Source organism: Candidatus Zixiibacteriota bacterium (assembly GCA_020853795.1).
In the GTDB taxonomy this organism is placed as follows: domain Bacteria; phylum Zixibacteria; class MSB-5A5; order CAIYYT01; family CAIYYT01; genus JADJGC01.
On the sequence record JADYYF010000109.1, the window covers coordinates 23876 to 41547 of the forward strand.

Sequence of the window (17672 nt, forward strand, 5' to 3'; positions counted from 1 at the left end):
AAATCACCGAAGCCGATCCGACTAAGCGGTCTTCTTCTCCGATTCCTTGATCTTTGACTGTTTCACCAATTCATGCAGTTTGACGATCCCGTCAATCAACTGCTCCGGCCGCGGCGGACAGCCGGGCACGTAAATATCCACCGGGACGATCTTGTCGACGCCCTGCAAAATTGCGTAGTTGTTGAATACGCCGCCGCACGACGCGCAGGCACCCATCGCAATCACCCATTTCGGGTTGGGCATCTGTTCATACAACCGCTTCAAGACCGGTGCCATTTTGTTCGAGACCCGCCCCGCGACAATCATCAGATCCGCCTGACGTGGCGAGGCGCGCATGACTTCCATGCCGAACCGCGCCATATCGTATTTGGGGCTAAAGGTCGAAATCATCTCGATCGCACAACAGGCCAGACCAAAACCAAACGGCCACATCGATTTGGTGCGACCCCAGTTGATCACCTTCTCGGCCGTCGTCAGGATGATTCCATCCGGGAGTCTTTCTTCTAATCCCACTTCAGTGCTCCTTTCTTAACGATATATACGTATCCGACGAGCAGAATCAGGATGAAAACACCCATCTCGATCAACCCGAACAAACCTAACTTGTTGTAGCTGACCGCCCACGGATACAGGAACACGGTTTCCAGATCGAAGATGATAAACAGAATGGCCACCAGGAAGAACTTCACCGGAAAGCGCCCGCGCGCATCACCTTCGGCGGTGATTCCGCACTCATAGGCATCTTCCTTAATCGGGCTGGAGGTCCTTCGCCCAAACAAGGACGACCCAAAGAACATCACCAGTCCGATGATGATCGCGACGACAATCTGAAGGGCTAAGGGCAAATAGACTTCAAAATTGCTCATTCAACTCCCGCAGGCAAACCGCGACCGGCATGCCTCAAACCGCCCCAAAGAGTACAGGGAAAGTAGAGATTTTTTTCACAAAGTCAAGATTTTTTCGGAAGCACTTCAGTGAAGATTGAAAATGTGGAGCCTTATTATAGGCTGACTATTGCTCTGTTGTCAGTGTCCGGCTTCTTCCACCTCGACCAGCACTCCCCCGGTCGACTGCGGATGCACAAATGCCACCCGGTGGCCTTCCGCGCCGACTCGCGGTTGCTCGTCGATCAACCGAATTCCCTCCCGTTTGTATTCAGTCAAGGTCGCTTCGATGTTGTCGACCTCCAGACAGATATGATGAAGTCCTTCCCCGCGCTTTTCCAGAAACTTCGCTACGCCGACATTTCCTGCCGTCGGCTGAATCAGCTCGATCTTTGTTTCGCCGGTGTCGATGAAACTCACCTTCACTCTCTGATCCGGCACCTCCTGAGCTTCACTGGCCGGCGTTCCGGAAATCATCGAGAAGAGCGCCCGCGCCTTCTCGATGTCTTTCACCGCTATCGCAATGTGTCTGATTCGTCTTGCCATGGCATCAATTCTTTCCAACCACGGGCGACCGCGAGGGTCGCCCTGACGGTCAAGAACCCATCCAGATTCCTGTCCCGGGACTTGTCATACTACCACAGTCTCTTTGTATTCCCCCCAGGCCCGGCGCAGTGTATTGGAGATTTCGCCGACGGAGGCATACGCTTCGACACAGTCCAGAATCAGCGGCATCAAGTTCTCCGTGGTCGTAGCCGCCTGCTCCAGCCGCGTCAGCGCCGCCGTCACGCACAGATTGTCGCGTTCTGCTTTGACGTGCTTCAGGCGCGCGATCTGCTCCTCGCGTGACTGCTCGCTGATCTTCTGCAGCGGCACCTGCACTCGGTCATCAGTCTTGAACTTGTTGACGCCGACAATAGTGCGCTTCCGGGCCTCGACCTCAAGTTGAAACTCATATGCCGAACGCTGAATTTCGCGCTGAAAGAAACCCTCCTCAATGGCCCGCAGCGCGCCACCGATCCGATCGATCTTGGTCAGGTATTCGTTGGCTCCGTGTTCAATCTCGTCAGTCTTGGCCTCGACGACGTAACTCCCGGCCAGCGGATCAACGGCTTCACTGATGCCGATTTCGTACCCGATCACCTGCTGAATCCGCAGCGCGAGTTGTGCCGATGCCGCCGTCGGCAACGCCAGAGCTTCATCGTGCGCGTTCGTGTGCAACGACTGCGTCCCGCCCAATACTGCTGCCAATGCTTCCAGTGTCGTGCGCACGGTATTGACCTCCGGCTGCTGCGCCGTCAGCGATACGCCCGCTGTCTGGGTGTGAAAACGCAGCATCAACGAGCGCGGGTCGCGGGCGCCGAAACGCTCTCTCATGATCCTCGCCCACAGCCGTCGCGCCGCCCGAAACTTGGCCACTTCCTCCAGCAGGTTCTGTTGCGCGCAGAAGAAGAACGACAGGCGCGGCGCGAAGTCATCAACATTCAGCTCCGCCGCCAGCGCTTGTTTCACATACTCGATGCCGTTCGCCAAAGTGAAAGCCACTTCCTGAATCGCCGTTGCCCCGGCTTCGCGAATGTGATACCCGGAAATCGAAATCGTGTTGTAGCGTGGGAGGTGATTGCCGGCATAGGCGAAGATGTCGGTCACCAGTCGCAGCGACGGTTGCGGCGGGTAGATGTAGGTTCCGCGCGCGATGAACTCCTTTAGGATGTCATTCTGAACGGTGCCCGTAATTTGCACCGGCGCCACGCCCTGTTTCTTTGCCACCGCGATGTACATGCACAGCAGGATCGCCGCCGTCGCGTTGATCGTCATCGAGGTCGACACCCGGTCGAGCGGGATGCCGTCGAACAGCGTCTCGAAATCCGCCAGCGTGTCGATCGCCACGCCGGTCCGTCCGACCTCGCCGACCGCCATCGGATCGTCTGAATCGTAACCGATCTGCGTCGGCAGGTCGAAAGCGACACTCAGTCCGGTCTGACCTTGCGCGAGGAGATAGCGATAGCGCTGATTCGATTCCGCTGCCGTCGCATACCCGGCATACTGCCGCATTGTCCATAGCCGTTCGGTATACATCGCCGGATACACACCGCGGGTGTATGGATACTGGCCCGGATCTCCCAGATCCCGGGCATAATCGAATTCGCGACGATCCTCCGGTCTGAGAAATTTCTTGTTGTTCACGTTCGCTTCCTATGACTCAAAAGTGACCAGCAGTGCGCCCTTCTCTACCGGTCTTCCTGCCACGGCATGGACCTCGGCAATCACACCGTCGGTCGGCGACTTGAGCTCGTTCTCCATCTTCATCGCCTCCACGACCAGTAGCGGTTGCCCCTTCTTAATCACTTCGCCGGCACGATGCAGAATCTTCACGACCAATCCCGGCATTGGCGCATGCAGCTCCTTGCGCGCCGCGCCGATCTTGACACCGGCGGCTTTACGGATCGCCACCAGCCGTTGATCTTCGATCCGGCAGTCAAACCCGCGGCCATGAAGCAGCACGCACTTCTCGCCGTTAGTCGCGAACACCTCCGCATCATAGGCTTTCGCGTCCAGGAGCAGAAGGAAGCGGTGGTCATCTCGATCGCGCACGATCGAGGTCGTCAGCGCTCTGCCGTTCAGTGTGACGACGGGTCCATTGGCGGCATCATTGACGTCGACGTCGAATTCCCGATCGCCGATCGTGACGATGTACCTCACCAGCGCCCTCCCTCTAACCGCCTCAGTGAATCCTCCCGCGCTTTCTGAACCCAGGCGCTGAAAGGCTTCGTCCCGGCTGCAATCGTCTTCAGTCGTTGGGACTGGTAGTACTCGTGCAGGGCCGCCGCCACCGCTGCCGCCTGCACCAATTCGAGGTCGCGTTCTTCATTGCTGATGCCGTTGGGAAAATTATCGGCGATGTAACTCGTCGACAGTTCGCCGCGGTGAAAGGCCGGCATCTGCATCACTGTCTCGTGGAAGCCGATATTCGTGACAACGCCCGCAATCCGATATTCAGCCAGCGCCTGTGCCATCCGCCGGATCGCATCGTGGCGCGTCGCGCCGTAGGTTATGAGCTTCGAGATCAGCGAATCATAGTATGGCGTGACTTCCGAATCCTGGCGCACGCCGGAATCGACGCGCACTCCTGGCCCCGAGGGCTGCCGATAGCTGATGATCTTGCCGGTGCTGGGAATGAAGTCGTTGGCGTGGTCCTCGGCGCAGATGCGGCATTCGATCGCATGGCCGCGGATCTTGACGTCTGCTTGCCGGATTGACAACGGTTCACCCGCCGCCAGTCGGATTTGTTCATCCACGAGGTCGATTCCCGTCACCAGCTCGGTGACCGGATGCTCCACTTGCAGTCGGGTGTTGACTTCGAGGAAGTAGAAGTTCTTGTCCTTATCGACGAGGAACTCCACAGTGCCGACATTGGCATAGCCCGCCGCTCTTACCGCCGCCACAGCCGTCTCGCCCATCCGTCGGCGCAGGTCGTCGTCGACGAACACCGAGGGAGCCTCTTCGATCAATTTCTGATGACGCCGCTGGATCGAGCACTCGCGTTCGCCGAGATACACGGCGTTGCCATGAGCATCGCAAGCCACCTGAATTTCAATATGCCGCGGCCGCACGATACATTTTTCGATGAAGACGCGGTCATCCCCGAACGCCGATCGCGCCTCGTTGCCGGAAGCAATTAACGCCTTCTCCAGTTCGTCATCGCCAGTCACGATTCTCATTCCCTTGCCGCCGCCGCCGGCGACGGCCTTCACCAAAACCGGGTAGCCGCATTTCAACGCCAGCTTCCTCGCTGCCGGCAAGTCCGCCGCATTCACGGGACCACCCGGCACCGTCGGCACGCCATGGCTCTCGGCCAGCTTGCGCGCTTCCAACTTGTCGCCGAGCAGGCGAATTGCCTGGGGCGGTGGGCCGATGAAGGTCAATCCCGCATCCTGGACCACCTGCGCGAACTGCGCATTCTCGGCCAAGAATCCATAACCCGGATGGATGGCATCCGCACCGGACTTGCGGGCAACCTCAATCAATCGTTCCATTACCAGATAGCTTTGCGTCGCCGGCGCCGGGCCGATCAGGTAGGCTTCATCCGCCATCCGCACGTGTAGCGCCGCGTGGTCGGCCTCCGAGAACACGACGACGTTCTTGATTCCGAGCAAGCGACAACCGCGAACTATCCGAATCGCGATTTCGCCGCGATTCGCTATGAGAATCTTCTTGAACATGCCCATTCAGCGTGCGGAATAATACGGAAACGACCGCAAAAGTCAACGAATTCGCAGCGACCGGCAAATCTGTTTGCGTTTGCGAGTGTCGCGCGTTTAGCTTCATTCATCAGGAGAGTGTTGCACATGACCAGAATAATCATCGCTCTTGCCATCGGCGCCGTCACCGCCGTCATCGCCTTGACTGTCCGCGCCCGTCGCCGGCGACGCGCAGTCCGTCCCCTCGTCATTACGCTCGCGCTGGTCATGATCTTGCTCGGTGCCGTCGCCGGTTCTTTCGAGGCGCAGGAGTTGGCTCAGTTGCGTGCCCGCCGCAGTTGGCCCCAGGCACACGGCGTGGTTACCGATGCCCACATCGCCGGCGAGAAAGCCATCGTACCGGTCGTTAAATACAATTACACAGTTGCCGACTCGAATTATTCCGGCGCCAGCGACCTTGGCACTCCCGGTTTCGGCAATGCCGCCAAACGTCTCGACGCGGCGCGGACGCTGATCTCCGACTATCCTCCCGGCAAAGCGATCAAGGTGCACTACAACCTGGTGCAGCCATCCGAATCGTATCTGACGACAGCCGTCCCCTGGAACGCCTACATGCGTTACGGTCTTTGGATATTCGTCTTGTTGGCAGCTCCGGTAGTTTTGGGGATTTTTGGCTTCAAGCGTCCTTAGTGTCTTCAATCGCAGTAACCCGTCCGCAATTCGAACAGGTGATCTGATCGCCGGCAAACGCCGGCGAGAGTTGCAGAGTTCGGCCACAGCCACAGCGAAACGACTCCCAACCGCTCCCGCGCCGTCGATAGACCTGGCCCGGTTGCTCTGGCGCGGCGCCCGCTCGCTGGGTTTCCAGTACAGCCGCTACCGCCGCCAACTCGGCGGTCGGAATCTGATTCACCGTTCCGCAGCGCGGACAGGTCACCGTCGGCTTCTGGTACTCCGGCGGTACTTTCATCTTCAGGCCGCAAGCGCAGTTCAGGAACAGGAATCCGTTCACCGCGCGGACGATGTCATTGACATCGCGCCGCTGTCCAGACGGCTTCGGCTCGGCCGCAGGCGGTCGAATCGGCACAGCTTCGTTTTGATCCAAAGCCGAGTTGGGAAGGATTCGTTCTCCTTTACCGCGCACGGCATTGAAAGCGCTCTGGTACTCAAGATACCCGGAGCCGCCGGCAATCGAACGCAGGATGCGAATGCGCTGCGAGATGGGCGGATGCGTGCTGGTCAGATCCGAGAGCTTTGCCCCCGCCCGCTTCAGCGGATTCGCGATGAACATCGGCGCGATCGCCTTGTTGACCTTTGGCAGGTCTTCGGTAGAATTTGCGATCTTCTCTAATGCCGATGCCAGCCCTTCCGGGTAGCGCGTCAACCGCACAGCCGTGGCATCCGCCAGATACTCCCGCCGTCGCGAGATCGCAAAATACAGCAGCCGCGCCATAATCGGCGCCAGGATCGCCAACACCACCGCCGCCACGGCGATGATGGCGCCCCCTTGACCGCCGCTCTTGCCGCGACTCGAGCCAAGGCGACGGCCGCTGCCGCCGGAGTACCACAATCCGCGCAGGAAGATCTCTGAGATGATCACGATCGCACCCAGCATCACGCCCGCGAAGGTGACAAACTGCACGTCGCGGTTGGTGATATGCCCGGTCTCATGCGCCACGACGCCCTGCAACTCATCGCGATTCATCCGCGAAAGCAGGCCGGCCGTTACGGCAATCGCGCTGTTCTCCGGCTTCATCCCCGTGGCGAAAGCATTCAGCGCCGGGCTGTCAATAACATAGACTTTGGGCATCTTCGGGAGCGCCGCCGCGATTTTCATTTCTTCGACGACATTGAACAACTGCGGGTGAATGTCCGGGGTGACTTCCTTGGCCCCCACCGAATTGAGCATGATCGACGCACCGCTGCTGTAGCTGATCAGCGACAACACCAGCCAGACGATTCCGGCCACGATCATGCCGCCAACACCGCCGTTCGGTGGCGCGTACGTGGCGCCGATCGCGTAGCCCAACCCGATCAGCAACGCCCCCATCGCAAGAAACAACCACCACGAGCGGCGGCGATTCTGGGCAATCAGTTCCCACATCCCTTAGGACTTTCTCGTTCCAGTTTGCCCGCGTTTCAACTTAAGAGAAGTCCACCTTCGGCGTCTTGCGTTCGGCCGCGTCCTCCACCTGGAAGAACTCGCTGGCCTGGAAATTAAACATGCCGGCAATGATGTTCGAGGGGAACATCTGCGTCTTGTTATTGTAGGTCATCACCGCATCGTTATATGCCTGCCGGCTGAAAGCGATTTTGTTTTCCGTCGACGTCAACTCCTCCTGCAACGCGAGAAAGTTCTGGTTGGCTTTCAGGTCGGGATAATTCTCGACCACCAGCATAAACTTGCTGATCGCTCCGCTCAGAGCGCTTTCAGCCTGTGCCTTCTCGCCAACGGTCCCGGCGCCCATCGCGCGGCTGCGGGCGTCGGTAATCGCCTGCAGCGTTTCGCGCTCATGCTTCATGTATCCTTTGGCCGTTTCCACCAGATTGGGGATCAGATCGTGGCGCCGTTTCAACTGCACATCAATCTGCGACCAGGCATTCTTGACCGCATTGCGCAGTCCGACCAGGCCGTTGTACATCCCGACCAGCCAGACCACGATCACAACGATGAGACCGACCAACACTAAGAACCCGAGCATTGTCGCTTCCTTTCTCGTCCTCTGTGTCTTAACACAATTTTAACATTCAACTAATCAGACCGATAATCTTGCGCTCGTACTATCGGGTGAATATGGAGCGAAGCCGTGACGATATCAACTCCCGTACTGCCGGATCGAGCCGCGTGATGACTGTTTCCAACTCCCCGCGGTCAAACCAGATTCCATGACCGCGCACGCACCGATCCAGCGTCGGACCGCCGCCGCCGGCGAAACCAACCTGCTCCATTTTCTTGCGGCAGATCGGACACTTGCGCCGGCTGGCCATTGCCGCACTTTCGCCGCCCAGCGCCAGCAGTTGCCCCTCGCTGGCTCCGGCATCATTCAAAATCAGCGAGAGTTCACCATGATCCAGCCAGATGCCGCCACAGGAAGTGCAATAGTCGATCTCCAGTTGTTCGTACTCGCACGTGATCAGCGGTTGTCCGCACGCAACGCAATCCATAGTCGGGGATATTATACGGTAATCAGCACCAACGGATACATAAATCTCATTGCCGCAGCACAGCGCGTACCGGGGAGGCTTCAAGCGACACTTAACCGATGATCCAAATCCGATTTCATTCTCATTCGAGGGTAAGGACCTGGTCCATTTCTTTCAGGCGTAAATGGAGGATTCGCATGCAGCGAACAAGAACATTCGTTTTCGTTATCGTCCTTATGATGGCTGTCGGCGCCACGCTTCGCGCCGCGACCGCGGAGGACAGTCTCAAAGCCGGGCAACAGGAACTCAAAGAGCGCGTGGACGGTATGGCCGAGACGATGGCCGTCATGTCTACCGATGTCGGCATTCTCAAGAAACTCAAAGTCTCCGGCTACGTCCAGGCGCGCTTTGAGTACAACGACTCTTCCCGCTCCGGTGTCGCGGGCGGTTATGATGCCACCAAGAATCTCAATGCCAACAATTTCTACATCCGTCGCGGCCGCGTCAAATTCACCTTTCAACCCAGCGACTGGAGCAAATACGTCATCTACTTTGACGGCTCGCGCAATACGATTTCGATGAAGGAAGCCTACATCGAGTTGACCAAGCTCCATCGCGAACACAACTTCCAGTTGACCGTCGGCCAATTTAACTACCCCTTCGGCTACGAGATCGAACTTTCCTCGTCGGTCCGTGACTTCCCCGAGCGCAGCCTCGCGGAGAATCGGCTCTTCCGCGGCGAGCGTGACCGCGGTGTCAACTTCGCCTGGACTGCACCGCGCCGCTTGTCGGCGAATATCGGACTCGTCCAGGGTTACGGCATCGAGAACTCAACTTTCACCTGGTTTGACCCGACCAAACAGAAGGATCTGATCGGGCGGGTCAAGGCCAGCTTCGGTCGGGTTGATGTTGGCGTTTCCGGTTATTGGGGCGAGACCTACACACCCGGATCGGCACCGGTCGCGGAAGTTCCCGGCCGCACGGTCTGGTACGACGCCAACGGCAATGGCACGATCGACGCCGGCGAAATCACTACCACTCCACCGGTAGCCGCCAAAGCCGCAACCGCCGCCGTCGAAAAAGACAAGATTCGTTACGGGCTGGATGCGCAGACTTACTTCGAAATCCTGCCGATCGGCGGATCGAGCGCGCGGGCCGAGTTCTACTATGCCGAAGATTACGCCAGCGGCGCCGCCGACCTGTCTGCCGTGAGCAAGGGCTGGTATCTCTGGCTGTCGCAGAGTATCGGTACCAAGTTTGGCGCCGCGGTGCGTTACGACTTCTTTGATCCGAACGTTCACAACGACTACAAGAGCCTGACGCCGGCCAATATCAACGATGCCGTCGGCACGCTCTCAATGGTGTTGCACTACTACTGGGACGGCAATGTCCGCATCTCCGCCGCGTACGATATGCCGCGGACGCTCAAGGACGGCTCGCTCTTCTCCAAGTCTGACGGCGACGTCAAGGACAACCGATTCACCCTGCAGTTTCAGTTCGCGATTTAGGAAAGGACAAACGATATGCATAACCTGAATTCATTCGGCAAGATTATCATCCTCACGCTCGGAATCGTCGCGCTCTTTGCCGCCATGGCCGGCGCCGGAGAACGCCTTACCGTCAAAGGTTCCGACACGATGGTCATTCTCGGACAGCGCTGGGCCGAGGCCTTCATGGCCAGTCACCCGGAAACCGTAGTCCAGGTCACAGGCGGCGGCTCGGGTGTCGGCTTCGCCGCGCTCATCAACGGCACCACCGACATCTGCGAAGCCTCACGGCCGATCAAGCCGAAAGAGCAGCAGAGTCTGAAGAGCCGGTTCAACACCACCGGCGTCGAAATCCCGGTGGCCCGCGATGGACTGACCGTCTACTTGAACGAAGCCAATCCGGTTAGCGAACTGACTATCAAGCAACTGGCCGCCGTCTACTCCGGTGAAATCACCAACTGGAAGGAACTCGGCGGCGAGGATGCGCGCATCATCGTCTACGGCCGCGAGAACAGCTCCGGCACTTACGTCTACTTCAAGGACGAGGTCCTCAAGGGTGAGGACTTCGCGCCGCAAGTCCAGACTCTTCCCGGCACGGCAGCCATCGTCAACGCGGTCGCCAAGGACAAGAACGGCATCGGCTATGGCGGCGCCGCCTATGCCAAGGGCGTCAAGTATTGCGCCCTCAAAGCTGACGCGCAGTCGCCGGCGTTCAAGCCTGATCTCGAACATGTCAAGAGTGGCGCCTATCCGCTGTCGCGCTATCTGTTCTGGTATCTGCGCAACAAGCCGAGCGGCGATATGAAAACTTTCGTCGACTTCGTTCTCTCCGCCGAAGGTCAGAAGATCGTCTCGGAAGTCGGCTACTTCCCGGTTCAATAACCGTCCCTTATCCATTCCGCTGGTTCTTCCCGCGCTCGCAAGAGCGCGGGAAGGCCTTTGCTCTTCAATTTGATTGTGCGGCCACGCGCCCGCACTGTATAATCACTCGTCGTCACGTCAAGCTGTAAGGGAGGAACTGATGTCTGGTGCGCCTTTCCGAATTGCAATTCTGCTCCTGGCGGCTGTCGGGACGCTTCTGACTCTCTCGTGTTCCGGCGATGAGTGCACCCTCAACTGCAACGGCGACTTGCGCTATCCGCTCGCGTTGGGTCTGAGTTGGCAGTACGACCTCACGCGTCAGAAATACAACTTCCGCCCATACTACGATACCACCTTCTGGCATCCGGCCGATTCAATCATGCACTGGAATATTACTCTGTCGATCACTAACGTGGACACGATCGAGGCCGGCGTGGTCATCTATGAATTCCACGAAGTTGTCACTGAAGCTACCACGCTCATCAGTCAAGCCTATAGCTGGTATGCAAACTCCGGCGACGGCTTCTGGCAATACCCTGATCTTGGTTCCGGCCCCGGACTTTCCGTATTCTCGCTCAAACCTGTCGCCGGCGCCGGCCCGAGCGCGACGCGCACCTATAAGGTCCTCGAGTATCCGCTGCGCGAAGGCATCCAATGGGAGCTAACCAACGGCTATTCTGACATCGGCCCAATCTACAAATCGGTCATCGGCATCGGCGAACAGTCTGTTCCCGCCGGCAAGTACGATTGCTACGCGGTGGCCTGGCTTTGGGAGAGCATCAGCACCATCACTCGAACGCAATACTATTCCGATGTCGGCCTGGTCCGCAGCCGTACAGAGGTTAAAGACCTTTTCCATGATCCGTACGAAAACCAGGAATGGGCCGGCAGCTGGGATGAGACCGAAGAAATTCGACTCGTGCGCTCCCCGTTCTGAGCGAGGACTCGAATTTTCTGGCCTGCTCACGTTGAAAAATCCTTGCGCCAAGCTCCGCTTTCCCATAACCTTTACTAACTTATGCTTAGTGTGCACTCACAGCTCTTACGGCTCGGATTGGGCATTTCGCTTCTGTTGCCGGCCGTCGCGCGGGCGCAGATCGGCGACTCCAACCTGCGGATGTTCGGGTATTTCCAAACCTCATACCTCCACGCGAAGGACGCCGAATCCGATCGGGTTCAGAAGTCTTTCAGCATGCAGCAACTTAACATGTTTCTCCAACGCGATCTCGGCAGTAAGGCGACCGCGTTTGCCAACTTTGAAGTCCTCAACAATTTCTCGTCGGGAAAGCAATGGGGATCTTTTTCGATTGAAGAGGCTTGGCTGCGCTGGCATTTTGATCCGCGCCTCAATCTTCGCGTAGGACTTCAAACGCCGACCTTTAACTACTTGAACGACATCAAGAATCGCACTCCGTTACTCGCGTATGTTATCCGACCATTAGTGTATGAATCGTCGTTTAACGAAATCATCCGTGTCGAGGAATATCTGCCGGCACGCGCCTACATCCAGGCCTATGGATATATCCCCAAAGGCGTGGCCAAATTCGATTACGCAGTTTATCTCGGCAACAGCCCCAACATCAATTCCAATCAGGAATACGGTCAGACTGGAGTTGATACCACCGCCAGCTTTCTGGTCGGCAGCCGCGTCGGGTTGCGCGCGGGCGAGTTCGGTCTCGGCGTTTCGGCGACCTACGATCGCTACGACTTCCCCAAAGAAATCAATTCGCTGATCGGCGAGGACAAACAGAAATTCCTGCAAGTGCCGCGTGTTCGTCTCGGCGGCGATTTCCGCTATTCCCTGCGCAATTTCTCGTTGGAGAGCGAGTTTATCCGCGTCAATTACGACGAAAACGACTCCGACCTCAGCGTCGATCTCCGCTTCTACTACGCGACGCTCTTCTATGAGCCGATCTCGGCATTGAAGCTCTATGCCAGCTACTGGTATGTTAAGGAAGAGCAGTTCGGTTTCGAGGAGGAAATCGGCCTCAACGGCGCCTATCGGTCCTATTACGACGTCGACTACTTCTTCCGCGCCATCGGCGGCGGAGCGTCGCTGAATCTGGACGACAATATCGTGATCAAGCTGCAGGCGGCGCCGGTGCGTCAGGAGGTCGAGACCCCAACCATCCACAATGAGTCCGACCAATACTACTTTGCCATGGGACTTTCGGTGGTGTTATAAGATGACGCGACTTCGTTGGACAGGGAGGATTCTCGCCGCCGGCCTGGGGCTGGGCATCTTGCTGGCTTTGCTGGTCCCCCGCGCTTTCGCCGATTCCGTGGCAGTCATCGCCAACAAATCGGTGCCGGTGGATGCGGTTGACAAGATGCAACTACTCGATATCTACTCCGGCGATTTGCGCAATTGGAGCAACGGCCGCCCAATCGTGGTCCACGACCTCAAGATCAACAACGAGACGAAAGAGCTGTTTTATCGCCATCTCGGCAAGACCCCGTCGCGCATGAAATCGCTTTGGCTCAAGAAACTTCTGTCCGGTGAAGGCGCTCCTCCGGAGGCGGTTGAGACCGAACACGAGATGATCGAGCGCGTCGCCAAGACTCCCGGCGCCATTGGTTTCATCTCGGTCGATTCGATCAACGACACCGTTAAGACCCTGGCCATTATCGAGTCCGACGAGAAAAAGAAGACTGCCGAGCGATGAGCACGGTTGACCGCCTCCCTGCCGGTGTCCGGCCGCCCGGATAGCCGCACTTTCGATGCGATTCAGAGATCTCAAGATCGGCGCCAAACAGGCGATCGCCTTCGGCATCATCGCCGTCACGCTCGCGGGTGCCAACGCCATCTCGCTCAAGAACCTCGGCGACCTCAGCACGGACGTCGAAGAGATCACCCGCAGCTGGCTCCCGCGTGCACTGACGATTTCCGAACTCAATCTCTATGTCACCGATCTGCGCCAAAGCCAACTGCAAATCGCTGTCACCGAAGACTCCCTGACGCGCAGTCGCGAACTCCTCCAGGCTTCAGAACTCATTGACAAAATCGACGCCGCTATCGACAACTACGAGCGGCTGCGTGACGAGGCTGTCACCAAGGGCCTTTACTCTGAACGCGAACGCGCTTCTTATCAGCAATTCGGCGACAGTTGGGATCAATACCTCGATCTCAGTTTCGATTTTGCCAGTCTGGTGTTGACCGGCCGCCCCGGTTTCGGAGTCTCCTTGCTCAACGGCGAAATGCGCACCGTCTTCGAGCGACTGCGCGATGCGCTTCACGAGGTCGTCCGCATCAACACCGAGGATCCCTATGCGGCAGCCAAGCGCGCGGAGGAGGCCTTCCAGCGCGCCCGCCATGCCACCATCACGCTCTTGCTGCTGACTCTGGCCCTGGCGGTGCTGTTGGTGCTCGTTTTCGTCAAGCTGATCACAAAGCCGGTTAAGCTCCTCTCCAATGCCGCTGTCAAGGTGGCCGAGGGCGATCTCGACATTCGCATCGACCGAGTCAGCGGTGATGAAATCGGCCGGCTGGCTCATTCCTTCAACCGGATGACTAGTTCGCTGCGGGATGCCCGCGCCAAAACTGTCCAGCAAGAGGAGGCATTGCGCCGGCAGAATCTCGACCTGGAGATGACGCTGAAACAACTGCAGGAAACGCAACAGCAATTGGTAATGCGCGAGAAAATGGCTTCGTTGGGTCAACTGGTCGCCGGCGTCGCCCACGAGATCAACAACCCAGTGGGTGCCGTCAACTCTGCCGCCGACAACACCCGCCGCGCGATCACGCTCCTGCGCGAACGCGCAGCCCGCTTGCCGGAGGCCCAGACACTCCTCAACGATCCGCAGATTCACAAGGCGCTCGGCGCGCTTGACGAGAATACGGCAATCACCACGATGGCCTCCGAGCGGATCTCGCGCATTGTCCGGAGCCTCAAGAGTTTTGCGCGGCTGGACGAGTCGGATTTCCAGAAGGCGCACGTCCACGATTGCCTGGACACTACCCTGACCCTGCTGCACCACGAACTCAAGAACCGCATCGAGGTCGTCCGCAACTACGGCGACCTGCCGGAAATCCTTTGCTTCCCGAACGAACTCAACCAGGTCTTCATGAACCTGTTCGTCAATGCCGTTCAGGCGATTCGCGACAAGGGGCAGATCGTCGTCAGCACCTCGCGCGACCGTGACTCGATTTACATCAAGATCACCGATTCCGGCAGCGGGATCCAGCCGCAACATCTTCCGCGTATCTTTGATCCCGGATTTACAACCAAAGGCGTCGGTGTCGGCACCGGGCTTGGCCTGTCGATTTCCTATAACATCATCAAGAAGCACGACGGCGAAATCACCGTGGACAGTCAGGTCGGGCGCGGGACAACTTTTACCATCCGGCTGCCAATCCGGCTGTAGAAGTTTCTGCTTCTCTAATCGGCCTCAAGCACTGTTAATTGTCGCACATGCAACAGCTGTCGCGCCTGCCGTGGCTCGGGCCGGCGATTGTATTCGTGCTGGCCGCCATCGGCTACTTCTGGACGCTTTGCCCTGAGGTCTATCCCGGGGACAGCGGCGAGTTAGCCACCGCGGCCGCGTGCCTGCAGATAGCCCACCCGCCCGGATATCCCTTACTGACCAACCTCGGTCGTGTCGTCGTTGCCGGCGCCGGCTTTGTATCACCAATCGTCGCGTTGAATGGACTGGCCGCAGTCTGCATGGCCGCCGCCTGTGCCTTGCTTGCGGCTCTCCTGCGCGAACGATTTCCGACTGGCGATTCGAGATCCTTCGTTGCCGGGCTGCTGCCGCTGCTTCTGGCTTTCGGAGTTACCGCTTGGAGTGCCGCGACGCACTTTGAAGTCTACGCGCTTGGCGCATTGTTGATTGTTGCTGTACTTCTCTCCGCTCACTTCGCGTTGCCGAGTCCGAGTGCGAAGCCGCTCCTGCTTCACTCATTTCTCTTCGGTCTTGCGCTCACCAATCACTTGTCGGCGCTGACGCTTGCACCCGTGCTGCTGCATACACATATCGCTGCTCGCCGCCGACTTTCGCTGCGCACCATGTTTCTGTCCTTTCTGTTCCTGGTGCTGCCGCTGACACTCTATCTATATCTGCCGATCCGCTCCGCCCATCCACTGCTTCTCAGCTGGGGCGACCTATCGAACCTGAACGAGTCTCTGAACCACATCACTGGACATTTTTATCGCCAGTATCTCAGCGCACCAGCGCTCGCCGATGCAATTCCCGATCTGCGCCTGCTCGCGAGTATCCTCCTGAGCGAATGGTTCCTACCGCTGGCGCCATTGGCGGCGATTGGATTTGTGCTCCAGTTCCGCCGTAACCGATCCTGGGCGCTGGCCTTGCTGGCTGTCGTATTGTTGAACTGCGCCCTTGGCTTTGTCTACACGATTCCGGACATCGAGCCGTTCTTGCTGCCAACTCTGGTGGCAATGGTAATTTGGACTTCTGAACTACTTGCTCGACTCGCTGTATTCTCCCGAGGGTCACGGATCGTCGTCACGACTTGCGCGCTGGCACTGGCAATAGTTTGTTTTGTTGGCAATCTCCCCAAATGCAACCTCGCCGATCGGACAATCGCAGCCGACTATGCCCGCGCCGTTTTGTCCGCCGCACCGACTAACAGCGTGCTGATCTACGGCTCCGATTACACCGGCTTTCCCGCGCTTTATTATCACATTGTGGCGGAAGAACGAGCTGACCTACTGGTCTTCTCCCAACTGCCTTCGCTCGACTCGATGCGTGTATATTTCCGCGACCAGAGCCTGAAATCGACGATTGAGGTCGCCCGCGCGCTCGCCCGCAATCCTGATCGGCCCCCGCGCGAAGTGGTCTTCTCACGTGAGCCGCTTCGTGTCGTCGATGATGTTGTACTGAGCGCCACCGGCTTTCACTCCGACGGTCTGCTCGCGCGTACCGAGGTTGTTCCTGCGCGCTCGACGTCACCCATCGCCGCGCCATCGGCAAGTTCGCTGATTCGGATTTACGATCCCAAGGAAGCGGCCACCGCCATATCTCTGCTCCTGCTCGGCGCCGAACAACAGGGCGGAAGCGACAACTCTGCCGCCGATCGTCAAATCAACTCCGCCGTCGATCTGGCCCTCCGCATCAAGAATTTTGCCGTGGTGAACGAACTAGCGAGCTACTTGGTTGCGGCGGGACAAGCGCGTCCGGCGCGACGCCTGCTTGAATCGACAGTATCCTGGGCAACGCTTCGCGAGCAGGAACGGTTGCGACTGCTGGCTATGTTGGGGAGCGTGTACTTCGAGACCGGCAATTTACCCCGCGCCAAAGAGATCTTCGCATCGATCATACGGCGCCGGCCGACCGACCTTCACGCGCAGTACCACTTGCTGGCAATCGAGGCCGATTCACTCGATCGCAGCGGCGACACCGCCAAGCTCATCGGGCACTATCGCCGCATGCTCAGCATCTATCCCGATCAAATCGAGATCGCGTTTAGACTGGGACGGGCGGCCCTGCGGCTCGGCGACACCGTCACGGCCGCACAGCAATTCGCCCGCTGCCGCACCATCGGCTATCGCGTCGCCGCAATCGACAGCCTGCTCAAGTCGACAGCCGCTACGCCGACGGCTCCTTGACCTGCTGGGCCAGGTAATTCTGAATCCCCATCTGCGTGATCTGATCGAGCTGCGCTTCCAGCCAGTCGACGTGATCTTCCTCGTCGGCCAGGATCGACTCCAGCATGTCGCGCGTGGCATTATCGCCGGCATCGGCAGCGATCTTGACCCCGTCGTTGTACGATGTGACCGCGCCAATCTCGTCTTTGAGGTCGTTCTTGAATTGCTGCTCCACGTTGGCGCCGATCTTCATATCGTTCAGCCGGCTCACTTCCGGAATGCCTTCCAGGAAAATGATTCGCGCGATGTGCTTCTCGGCATGCTTCATCTCGGTAATCGCGCGCCGCTCGATTTCGTTGTGCAAGCGCGTGTAGCCCCAGTTCGCGCACATCTCGGAATGGACCATGTACTGATTGATTGCCGTCAATTCGTCGCGCAGCAATTCATTGAGCTTCGCGATGACCTTCTTGTTTCCCTTCATTTTCCCATCCTCTCGTTTGTTCTTCCCGCTGCGCCCAAGTCGGGCTCAGGCTCTGGCATCACGCTAAA

General features: G+C 58.2%; 18 protein-coding genes. 8 read left to right on the top strand and 10 right to left on the bottom strand.

From position 1 onward, the window contains the following. Positions 1-21: 21 nt before the first annotated feature. From IT585_08545 to accC, 6 genes are all read right to left on the bottom strand, one after another. A complete protein-coding gene (locus tag IT585_08545) occupies positions 22-513 on the bottom strand; it encodes an NADH-quinone oxidoreductase subunit B (GenBank protein ID MCC6963285.1) in 492 nt (163 codons plus the stop codon). Beyond that, a complete protein-coding gene (gene ndhC, locus IT585_08550; GenBank protein MCC6963286.1) occupies positions 504-866 on the bottom strand; it encodes an NADH-quinone oxidoreductase subunit A in 363 nt (120 codons plus the stop codon). Before ndhC ends, IT585_08545 begins: the two co-directional genes overlap by 10 nt. A gap of 159 nt (positions 867-1025) precedes the next feature. Continuing rightward, the gene (gene mce, locus IT585_08555) at positions 1026-1430 is read right to left on the bottom strand and encodes a methylmalonyl-CoA epimerase (protein ID MCC6963287.1); all 405 of its coding nucleotides are present in this window, start codon (positions 1428-1430) and stop codon (positions 1026-1028) included. Between the two features lie 84 nt (positions 1431-1514). Continuing rightward, positions 1515-3071 (bottom strand): methylmalonyl-CoA mutase, encoded by a 1557-nt coding sequence (locus IT585_08560; protein MCC6963288.1) that lies wholly within the window; start codon positions 3069-3071, stop codon positions 1515-1517. 9 nt (positions 3072-3080) lie between these two features. Then, a complete protein-coding gene (locus tag IT585_08565) occupies positions 3081-3587 on the bottom strand; it encodes an acetyl-CoA carboxylase biotin carboxyl carrier protein subunit (GenBank protein ID MCC6963289.1) in 507 nt (168 codons plus the stop codon). Beyond that, entirely contained in the window at positions 3584-5107 is a 1524-nt protein-coding gene (gene accC / locus IT585_08570; GenBank protein MCC6963290.1) for an acetyl-CoA carboxylase biotin carboxylase subunit, read from the bottom strand. The genes IT585_08565 and accC overlap by 4 nt, the downstream gene beginning before the upstream one ends. 126 nt (positions 5108-5233) lie before the next feature. Here accC and IT585_08575 point away from each other — a divergent pair, with 126 nt between their 5' ends. Next, entirely contained in the window at positions 5234-5776 is a 543-nt protein-coding gene (locus tag IT585_08575) for a DUF3592 domain-containing protein (protein ID MCC6963291.1), read from the top strand. On the opposite strand, the gene IT585_08580 is transcribed toward IT585_08575, so the two are convergent. The 3 genes from IT585_08580 to IT585_08590 form a co-directional block, all read right to left on the bottom strand. After that, on the bottom strand, positions 5763-7190 hold the full coding sequence (locus tag IT585_08580) for a M48 family metallopeptidase (GenBank protein MCC6963292.1): 1428 nt from the start codon (positions 7188-7190) through the stop codon (positions 5763-5765). The genes IT585_08575 and IT585_08580 overlap by 14 nt on opposite strands. 40 nt (positions 7191-7230) lie before the next feature. Continuing rightward, on the bottom strand, positions 7231-7788 hold the full coding sequence (locus IT585_08585) for a LemA family protein (protein ID MCC6963293.1): 558 nt from the start codon (positions 7786-7788) through the stop codon (positions 7231-7233). A gap of 79 nt (positions 7789-7867) precedes the next feature. After that, a complete protein-coding gene (locus tag IT585_08590; protein MCC6963294.1) occupies positions 7868-8251 on the bottom strand; it encodes a zf-TFIIB domain-containing protein in 384 nt (127 codons plus the stop codon). A gap of 176 nt (positions 8252-8427) precedes the next feature. On the opposite strand from IT585_08590, the gene IT585_08595 reads away from it, so the two are divergent. From IT585_08595 to IT585_08625, 7 genes are all read left to right on the top strand, one after another. Then, the gene (locus tag IT585_08595) at positions 8428-9738 is read left to right on the top strand and encodes a hypothetical protein (protein MCC6963295.1); all 1311 of its coding nucleotides are present in this window, start codon (positions 8428-8430) and stop codon (positions 9736-9738) included. Between the two features lie 15 nt (positions 9739-9753). Beyond that, positions 9754-10599 (top strand): phosphate ABC transporter substrate-binding protein, encoded by an 846-nt coding sequence (locus IT585_08600; protein MCC6963296.1) that lies wholly within the window; start codon positions 9754-9756, stop codon positions 10597-10599. Positions 10600-10738: 139 nt separating this feature from the next. Continuing rightward, positions 10739-11515 carry a hypothetical protein gene (locus IT585_08605; protein ID MCC6963297.1) on the top strand — a complete coding sequence of 259 codons (777 nt, stop codon included), beginning with the start codon at positions 10739-10741 and terminating at the stop codon, positions 11513-11515. A gap of 90 nt (positions 11516-11605) precedes the next feature. Next, on the top strand, positions 11606-12763 hold the full coding sequence (locus tag IT585_08610) for a hypothetical protein (GenBank protein MCC6963298.1): 1158 nt from the start codon (positions 11606-11608) through the stop codon (positions 12761-12763). 1 nt (position 12764) lies between these two features. Then, positions 12765-13244, top strand: coding sequence for a substrate-binding domain-containing protein (locus IT585_08615; GenBank protein MCC6963299.1), 480 nt, complete (start codon positions 12765-12767; stop codon positions 13242-13244). A 55-nt stretch (positions 13245-13299) separates the two neighbouring features. Then, positions 13300-14943 (top strand): MCP four helix bundle domain-containing protein, encoded by a 1644-nt coding sequence (locus IT585_08620; GenBank protein ID MCC6963300.1) that lies wholly within the window; start codon positions 13300-13302, stop codon positions 14941-14943. Between the two features lie 47 nt (positions 14944-14990). Beyond that, a complete protein-coding gene (locus tag IT585_08625) occupies positions 14991-17144 on the top strand; it encodes a DUF2723 domain-containing protein (protein MCC6963301.1) in 2154 nt (717 codons plus the stop codon). On the opposite strand, the gene bfr is transcribed toward IT585_08625, so the two are convergent. Further along, positions 17125-17604, bottom strand: coding sequence for a bacterioferritin (gene bfr / locus IT585_08630; protein MCC6963302.1), 480 nt, complete (start codon positions 17602-17604; stop codon positions 17125-17127). The two genes, IT585_08625 and bfr, sit on opposite strands and share 20 nt — an antisense overlap. Between the last annotated feature and the right edge of the window lie 68 nt (positions 17605-17672).